The 6,636-nt window shown below is 59.3% G+C and carries 8 protein-coding genes; 2 read left to right on the top strand and 6 right to left on the bottom strand.

Annotated elements, in window-relative coordinates:
- The first annotated feature begins 249 nt into the window (after window positions 1–249).
- Together EN939_RS15780 and EN939_RS15770 are read left to right on the top strand one after the other, a co-directional pair.
- Window positions 250–510, top strand: a complete 261-nt coding sequence (locus EN939_RS15780) for a hypothetical protein (protein ID WP_127268735.1) — start codon at window positions 250–252, stop codon at window positions 508–510.
- Window positions 511–1,134: 624 nt separating this feature from the next.
- A complete protein-coding gene (locus EN939_RS15770) occupies window positions 1,135–2,004 on the top strand; it encodes a hypothetical protein (RefSeq protein ID WP_127268734.1) in 870 nt (289 codons plus the stop codon).
- 444 nt (window positions 2,005–2,448) lie between these two features.
- Here the strand turns inward: EN939_RS15770 and EN939_RS15765 are convergent, their stop codons facing one another.
- The 6 genes from EN939_RS15765 to EN939_RS15740 form a co-directional block, all read right to left on the bottom strand.
- Window positions 2,449–2,865, bottom strand: coding sequence for a hypothetical protein (locus tag EN939_RS15765; RefSeq protein ID WP_127268733.1), 417 nt, complete (start codon window positions 2,863–2,865; stop codon window positions 2,449–2,451).
- Between the two features lie 50 nt (window positions 2,866–2,915).
- On the bottom strand, window positions 2,916–3,380 hold the full coding sequence (locus EN939_RS15760; RefSeq protein ID WP_127268732.1) for a hypothetical protein: 465 nt from the start codon (window positions 3,378–3,380) through the stop codon (window positions 2,916–2,918).
- Window positions 3,381–3,463: 83 nt separating this feature from the next.
- Window positions 3,464–3,847, bottom strand: a complete 384-nt coding sequence (locus EN939_RS15755; RefSeq protein ID WP_127268731.1) for a hypothetical protein — start codon at window positions 3,845–3,847, stop codon at window positions 3,464–3,466.
- The gene (locus EN939_RS15750; protein ID WP_127268730.1) at window positions 3,844–4,620 is read right to left on the bottom strand and encodes a hypothetical protein; all 777 of its coding nucleotides are present in this window, start codon (window positions 4,618–4,620) and stop codon (window positions 3,844–3,846) included. Before EN939_RS15750 ends, EN939_RS15755 begins: the two co-directional genes overlap by 4 nt.
- Before the next feature lie 221 nt (window positions 4,621–4,841).
- Entirely contained in the window at window positions 4,842–5,435 is a 594-nt protein-coding gene (locus tag EN939_RS15745; protein ID WP_127268729.1) for a hypothetical protein, read from the bottom strand.
- Between the two features lie 285 nt (window positions 5,436–5,720).
- Window positions 5,721–6,284, bottom strand: coding sequence for a recombinase family protein (locus EN939_RS15740; RefSeq protein WP_127268728.1), 564 nt, complete (start codon window positions 6,282–6,284; stop codon window positions 5,721–5,723).
- Window positions 6,285–6,636: the final 352 nt, after the last annotated feature.

The following is a 6,636-nucleotide window of genomic DNA, read 5'->3' as shown; positions in this document are numbered from 1 at the left end:
TCGCTTCGGCATCGCCTACAAATTCTAGTCCACTGGAGCCCATAGAGAGAGCCTGCCGCCAAACCGCGACGGGCTTTTTTCTTTGCGCGACAACAGAGAAATATCTCGGCAATGCGTCGTCGCATCCCTGGGACGGCGTCTCCCGCCTGGTTCCTGTCTTAGTGGTGGCTTTGGGCGTGACCGCTTTACATGCCTTGAGGAAAGTAGGAATATTATCCTCGGGTGGGGCGACTCTTAAAAGGTGTCGCAATGGCTCGGTCAAAACCTTCAAAGCGATTATCGCTGGCTGAAATCGAGCGCTTTCTCGTGGCGGCGGAAGCGCTGCACCTGAGCATCATCAAGCCGTTCATATCGCCGCATTGCGACCACTACAGACAGACGCGCGTCTTGCATGAGGTGCTGTTAAGGGCGGTGCGGGAAGTCACCGGGAAGGATGCTACGTTCATCCGGTGGAATTTGACCGGGCCAGCACAACAAGGGCCGGAGCGCCCGGCAGAAGAGCCCCCATAGCATTGTCCGGGACGGACGAGGGGCCTGAGCCGCGAACTATTTGCGATCCAGGCCCCTGGCCGTCGGGTTCGTGGCGACATTGCGCCCGCGGAATGCCATTCACAAGCTGGACCTTGGTCTTGCCATTCCTGTGGAGAGCGTCAACCTCAGAAGCTGAACAGTTGGAACTCCATCGCGATCCGACGCGGAAATCGTGCGTCTGAAGCGGGTGTTCGAGCGTGCATCCGCCGCCGCAACATTCAAGCGACTTCTTGCCGAAGAAGGAGAAGTCGTATTCGCCTCGCAAGAACACGTGTGTGTGAGAGCGACGTCGATGCCTGCTCCAACAATACCATCGACCAAAGTTGCATCCCGCTCGGCGTTTCCACCTGGATAGAACGTCTTCAGCTTTGCGGCGGTTACACCACCGTGACAAACGGCATGTTGCTGGTGCCCCCGGACGGCGCTAAATGCCAAATCCCACTGAGGCGTTCCACCCGAACTAACCGTTAAAAATCAAGGGGGTAGAAGGGGCTCTTCCCCCGAAGCGGTTAAGCTCGGTGTACCTCTTTGTGCCCGAGCGGTGTACCTTCTGTCAAGGCAGATACAAACTCCGCGTTGGCCATCTTTCTGGTAGTCTGTCGCATGGACGATACCGAAGCACTGCCCCCCAAGATGCAACTCAATATCGACTTCAACAAGCTGAAGGCGGTGGCCGAAGTCGGAGTGCGGAGGGCGTCTGTTTTCATGGGGGTCGGTACGAACGCTATAGCGGTAGATCCTCCTATCTCGCATATCCTCTCTGACAACGTGCAGTTCCATTTCGTCCCACCAGACCCATCAGATGAAATGAAGCGACACTACCTTGAGGAGTTCGAAAGCTGGACCATCGGCAACTGTCTAAGGGATTTGGCAGACAGTTTTTCTATGTTCCTGACGGAGGCATTTTTCATACACCTCCTCCTTCAAACGATGACCTATTCCGAAAGCGAAGACCTGAAGGCGAAACGGAAGTTCGAGAAGCTCAACGTAGGCGCGCAGTACAGTTGGCTAGCGCTGGACCTGCAACTCAGGCCTGATCTTGGGGAAATGTTCGAGACCTTTCGGCTCGCTCGAAACTGCCTCTCACATCGGATGGGCAATGTGACTTTGGAGGATGCTCCAAGCGGCGAACTTCGCATTCGGTGGTGCTTGTTTGGCGCTTCTGTAGTTGGCGAGGACGGTCAGAGCGTCTTGATGGACAACGCCACGATAGGGACGGATCAGTCGTTCGTGGCGCGAGGTGGGCCGATTATGCTCGGGATGCACTGGAAAGAGCGTGCATTTCCGGTCGGCACCGCCATACGCCTGTCCAGACATGATCTCAGCGAAATGTGTATGGGCGTCACCTTGGTCGCAGAACACGTCGTGCAGAAGCTCATTGAGTACACCAGAGCGAAAGGGGTCCCGGTGAACGTGCTGGACCCCATTGACCGCGCGGAAGAACCGTTCGCCGAAGGCTCGGAGCCCGCTTAAGGGCCAGGAAAGGCTAGCGTGCGCTGGGGGCGGTGGGGCAGGACGCCACAATCTTCATGCTGTATACAAAAGGCCCCCGCTGTGTCCTCTACTGGTCTGCTCGCTCACGAGCTTGCCGCGCGATCTCCGCCCAAGCGCGCTTCGCCCTTATCAGTCGCGCCAGAATGGCGACCGTGGCGGAGCGCCATCCCTTAATCAGCCCATAAATCAGAGCCACTATGCCCACCAAACTAGACGAACGGCGGCGTACGCAGCGGCCGGAACATTTTGTCCTTCTCTAAGGCGGCGGCCCACCGTGAGCATCAACCCGTCTAGGGCATACATCGGAGACAGGAAAGTCTCAATGCGCTTCGTTCAGGTCAAGGCTGGGCAGTAGAATACCGGTCCCAAAGCACCCACCCCCGACACACCTCTTGGGGCGATGCATCGGGGGCAGGGGACGCGTTAGTCAGTGAAGGCTGTGCCGGCTTTCCGGGCGGCTGCTATGGCTTGGGCATGCCCATGGAAGACGTGCCATTCGCCCTTAGCTGCAGCCTTGCGTAGTGCCGGGTAGTCGGCGTCGTCGACATGCTCAAAGTAGGTGTCAAGGGTCAGCCCATGCTGCCTAAGCACGTTGCGCTCCAGATGCTGCTCGAATGCAGCCACGACCACAGCCGCTTCAACCTCCTCGATCCCAAAGGCTTCCCCAGTCGGGATTTCTCCAGTCTCCACGAAGGCGTCAACAATGAACTGCTGTTGGGGTTCGCTGTGAGTGTCCCTGAAGCGGTCAAGGCTCTGGTCGGCCATGCGCACAAACTCGGCATACTGCTTCTCTTCCTTCTGGTCGGCTGTCAGTTCATCGTCGTCGGTCTGGTCGCCCACGGTGGGCAACTCAGGGGCCGAAGCCCCGTCGTCACTCTCGGCCCCCGTGGTTACCTGAAAGAATAGCCGTAGGGGACCAGAGCTGCGTTCACAGCCGCGACGTAGTCGCCCTGGCTGATCTCCCCACGTGCCGCCATGTCCTTGGCCTGCTGGGGTCCCAACTGGATGCCACCAACGGTCACCGCAAGCTGATCCACAAGGACCTGCGGCGCTGAGCCATTCATGGGCTTAGCCGCTGCTACCTGAGCCTTCTGGCTCTCGTTCAGCGCCTGCCCGGTGTTGATGCCAAGGCGCTTAGCCTGAAGCTGTTGATTTGCCCGAAGGCCTGCTTCCGTTTGCGCCGCGATCTGCTCTTGAAAGGCGGCTTCCTTACGATCCTTCTCGGCCTGCTCATGGTCGCGCCGCATCTGGTCCACGCGGTCTTCAAGGCCCTGTCGGTCCCGTGCTTCCTGCCCGCGAATGTCGATCTGGTTGCTGTTGATCTGGAGCCCGGAGGCCTTGCTGAAATCGTTCATAGTGTTCGTTCCTTCTGGTCGTGATGGATCGCCCCGGCGCGTCATTGCTCCGGGTGCGGTATGTCGGTCTTGTGGTGGCTGGGTCAGCGCCTTAGGGTGAACCCAAAGGTCATCGTCTGTAGGCCTTCTGGACGCGCGCTAAGGCCGGTTGGGGTCGTTGCTCCGGCAAGACCATCGCTGGCTCCGGCGACCCTTCCACGCGGCGCCGTGGGTCTCATAGACATCTCGGCAATACGCCGTGCGACTGCCACGGCCTCAAGCTCGGGATAGCCGTAGACTTCAAAGCATCGTTCAGCAGCCGTGTTGAAGCTCTGGGTCCATTCGATGCCGATCCCCGGCAGTCTCCGGTCTAGCTGCGAGATGGTCTCCCAGTCATCGGCCTTGATCCATTCGACCAAGGCAAGGGCTGCCTCTCGCGTGGGATAGGTCGCAGCCCAGTCACGCCGCCTGATGTCATCGAACGTCATGCCCGGTCACCCTTGGCGGTCATCCGACCCATTCGGTAGAGATACGCTATTGGCGAGCCCTCGGGGTTCTCGATCTCGTCCACGGTGAACGGGTCGAGGGCACCCATGGCAACCAGCCGCTCCATAGTCTGGTGATACTGCTTCACTTGCTCGGGGCTCATCGCCCGCCACTCCTCCTTCTTCGGTTGGATCACGACACCCTCGGCAGTCTTCCGCCTCTGGTCTCGCCGCTGCTTCGCTTCCTTCAGTGACTTCGTTCGGCGCATCTTCGCGCGCTGTGAAATGGCCTCGTCAGGTATCACCCGCTGGCCCGGTAGGTGGTCGAGCGTCAACCGTTCCCGGCCCCCTCGCTCGGCCCGTTCATCGTCGTGGTTATTTCTCTCGTTCTTGCGCTTGGCATCGTGACGGACCTTGGCCTCAGCAATCTTGCCCTCGACCATAGTCTGCCACTCTTCCGGCTTGTAGCTTTCGCTGTCGGTCGAGGTCATGACGAGATGGACCACCTGTCTGTCAGTTAGGTCCTTGACGTCGGCCACATGGTCGAGGATGGCCCATAGCGACGGCAGATAGGTCTGATCCCCAGCCGCATTCCTTGGCCCCGTCCACGACGCTCCAAGCCGGTGTTCGTGAAGTGGTCGACCCTCGGGGTGGCTGTCCCGGTAGGGCGCAAGGAAAGCCGTCACGACATGTTCGGTAACGTATTGGTCATGGAGCCCGTTCGGGTCCCATCCGGGCTGACGTAGGGTCGCCAGCGCCTTCTCATCGGTAGTCATTTTTCGACGATGTAACTCCTTGTGTAATGTAGGTATCCAGTCGGATGACGATCATGGTGACGTAGTCAGGGAACGCCCGAAGGCGGACCAATTGGGGACATAGGGGAACCCTCGGGTTGAAGACCACCGAAGGGAGAGACCAAGGAGGGAAATCCCCAGTCCGGGTTCAATTCGAAGTCCAACCGCAGGTGTCAATCATGAATGGAAGGTGGCGTGCTTGGTCACGGAAGAACCTTCAGCTTCCAAGCCTTCCATGCCCTGATCTGGTCCGCTCGGGTGTTCACATGCAGGGAAACCATTCGGGGCGATGCTCCGGTGATCCTGCAGATGTCGACCTGGGGGAGGTCAGGGAAGTGGTCGGACAGGAAGCAGACTTCCATCTGAGGTGTCATTTCTGACCGACGAGAAGCCTTGAAGCTGTCGAGGCATTCCTTGGCCGTTATGACGATTGGGCTTGAAGCGATCTCAGACGCCATGGTCTTGACCGCATCCTCCCACCTGAGGTCGGCCCAAGATTGGCCCTCCGGCGATAGGACATCGAAGGGATAGCTCCCCGCCTTCCTTGGATAGATGCGCTTGCCGAGACCGGCTTTGACGGCTTCGTCCGTAAGGCGTCTTCGGGCTACCCGAGAGTGCCCTGACTTAGACACCTCAAGGTGTTCTTGGAGTAGCCCGAGGTGGGACAAGACTGCTCGGACTTGCCGAGTTCCGACACCCTTCAGGATGCCGTATTCAGTCACGGTGACCCAGTTGCCGAGTGAGACGGTGTCGAGGTCGCCGGTGGTTCGGTCGAGTAGTTCGGTCGTGTATTCCATTGCTCCTTTGTTGGGTGGTCGAAGAGGCTGTCCCCATGGAAATGCACGGATAAGGACAAACGCGCCTCACCAAAGCTGACCCGCCAAGTGCCACGTCCAGTCGCCCCGGAAGGAGCAAACAAGGCAACAGGCAATCGCAATGCAGGGGAGAACCGCGCGGGTCAGCTTGGGGGAGGAGCGTTGGATAGGTGCTGATGGTGGCCGTTGTCAGTCGGTGACGACGCGCGTTCATCGTGCTGGTGGCATTGGAAGCCGCCTTCGTAGTGCTAGTGGTGTGGCTTGTCGTCAGCCAGCGGCTGTCAGAACCTTCTGGACCGCTGAAGGTGAGCACCCGGCTTCCTTTGCAATCTGCCTCACAGAGCGCCCGTCAGCCTTCAGGGCCCTGATCAGGGCATGGTCGAGCGTCACCGGCCTGCCGGTCTTCCATGGCTCGCCTTGGGCCGCTGCCTTTGCCTTCGCCTTGGCGATGCCTTCCATCTGGCGCTCCTTCCGAAGGGCCGTCTCAAACTCGGCGATGCTGGCGAGGATACCAAAGACCAGCTTGCCCGTTCGGGTGGTGGTGTCGAGCGAGGCGTCGTCCAGCACCTTGAAACCAACGCCCTTCTTGTCGAGCGTCCCGACGATCTGGTGGAGGTGCGCCGCTGATCTCGCCAGACGGTCCACCTTGGTCACCACGAACACGTCACCCTCACGGGCAAACTCCAGAGCCTTCTCAAGCTCGGGCCTCGTCTCGTCCAAACCAGACCGCTTCTCGCTGAAGACCTTTTCAGCACCGGCAGCCGCAAGCTTCTCAAGCTGGGTGTCGAGGTCTTGGCCAGTGGAGCTAACGCGAGCATAGCCGATGATCATGTGTGCACTTTCCTCTAAGAGAATTGGTGTACATCACTTAGTGGACGATTGGTGCACATGTCAAGCATCGTGTTCACGAAGGTATAGGTTTGTGGACAGGACAGAATGGGTCGCCGCCGTAGCGCGTGGGAGCTAAGGACCACTCAAGGACGGCGGAGGGGTGCCGTTGTGGTGAGACCTAGGCGCACATGATAGCGGCGCGCGGTGTCGTCCCTCACGTTCATCCGAACTTCAGCGAGAGCGGCATGGGCTTGAACCATTTCGACGCGGGTTTCGCCGAGGGTGCGGCGAAGCACGGTAGCCAGGACGATATGGAAGGCTGGGTCATCGGTCATGAGGCACTCTACACCTA

This window comes from Mesorhizobium sp. M7A.F.Ca.CA.002.05.1.1 (genome assembly GCF_003998335.1).
Classification (GTDB): domain Bacteria; phylum Pseudomonadota; class Alphaproteobacteria; order Rhizobiales; family Rhizobiaceae; genus Mesorhizobium.
Note: the sequence above shows the minus strand (reverse complement) of the source record. Positions and strands in the feature narration are given on the sequence as shown.

Excerpts from the sequence above, each read along its gene's own strand:
- EN939_RS15750 (WP_127268730.1), bottom strand. The coding sequence starts at position 4,620 with ATGACTACCGATGAGAAGGCGCTGGCGACCCTACGTCAGCCCGGATGG.
- EN939_RS15755 (WP_127268731.1), bottom strand. The coding sequence starts at position 3,847 with ATGACGTTCGATGACATCAGGCGGCGTGACTGGGCTGCGACCTATCCC.
- EN939_RS15760 (WP_127268732.1), bottom strand. The coding sequence starts at position 3,380 with ATGAACGATTTCAGCAAGGCCTCCGGGCTCCAGATCAACAGCAACCAG.
- EN939_RS15780 (WP_127268735.1), top strand. The coding sequence starts at position 250 with ATGGCTCGGTCAAAACCTTCAAAGCGATTATCGCTGGCTGAAATCGAG.
- EN939_RS15745 (WP_127268729.1), bottom strand. The coding sequence starts at position 5,435 with ATGGAATACACGACCGAACTACTCGACCGAACCACCGGCGACCTCGAC.
- EN939_RS15740 (WP_127268728.1), bottom strand. The coding sequence starts at position 6,284 with ATGATCATCGGCTATGCTCGCGTTAGCTCCACTGGCCAAGACCTCGAC.
- EN939_RS15770 (WP_127268734.1), top strand. The coding sequence starts at position 1,135 with ATGGACGATACCGAAGCACTGCCCCCCAAGATGCAACTCAATATCGAC.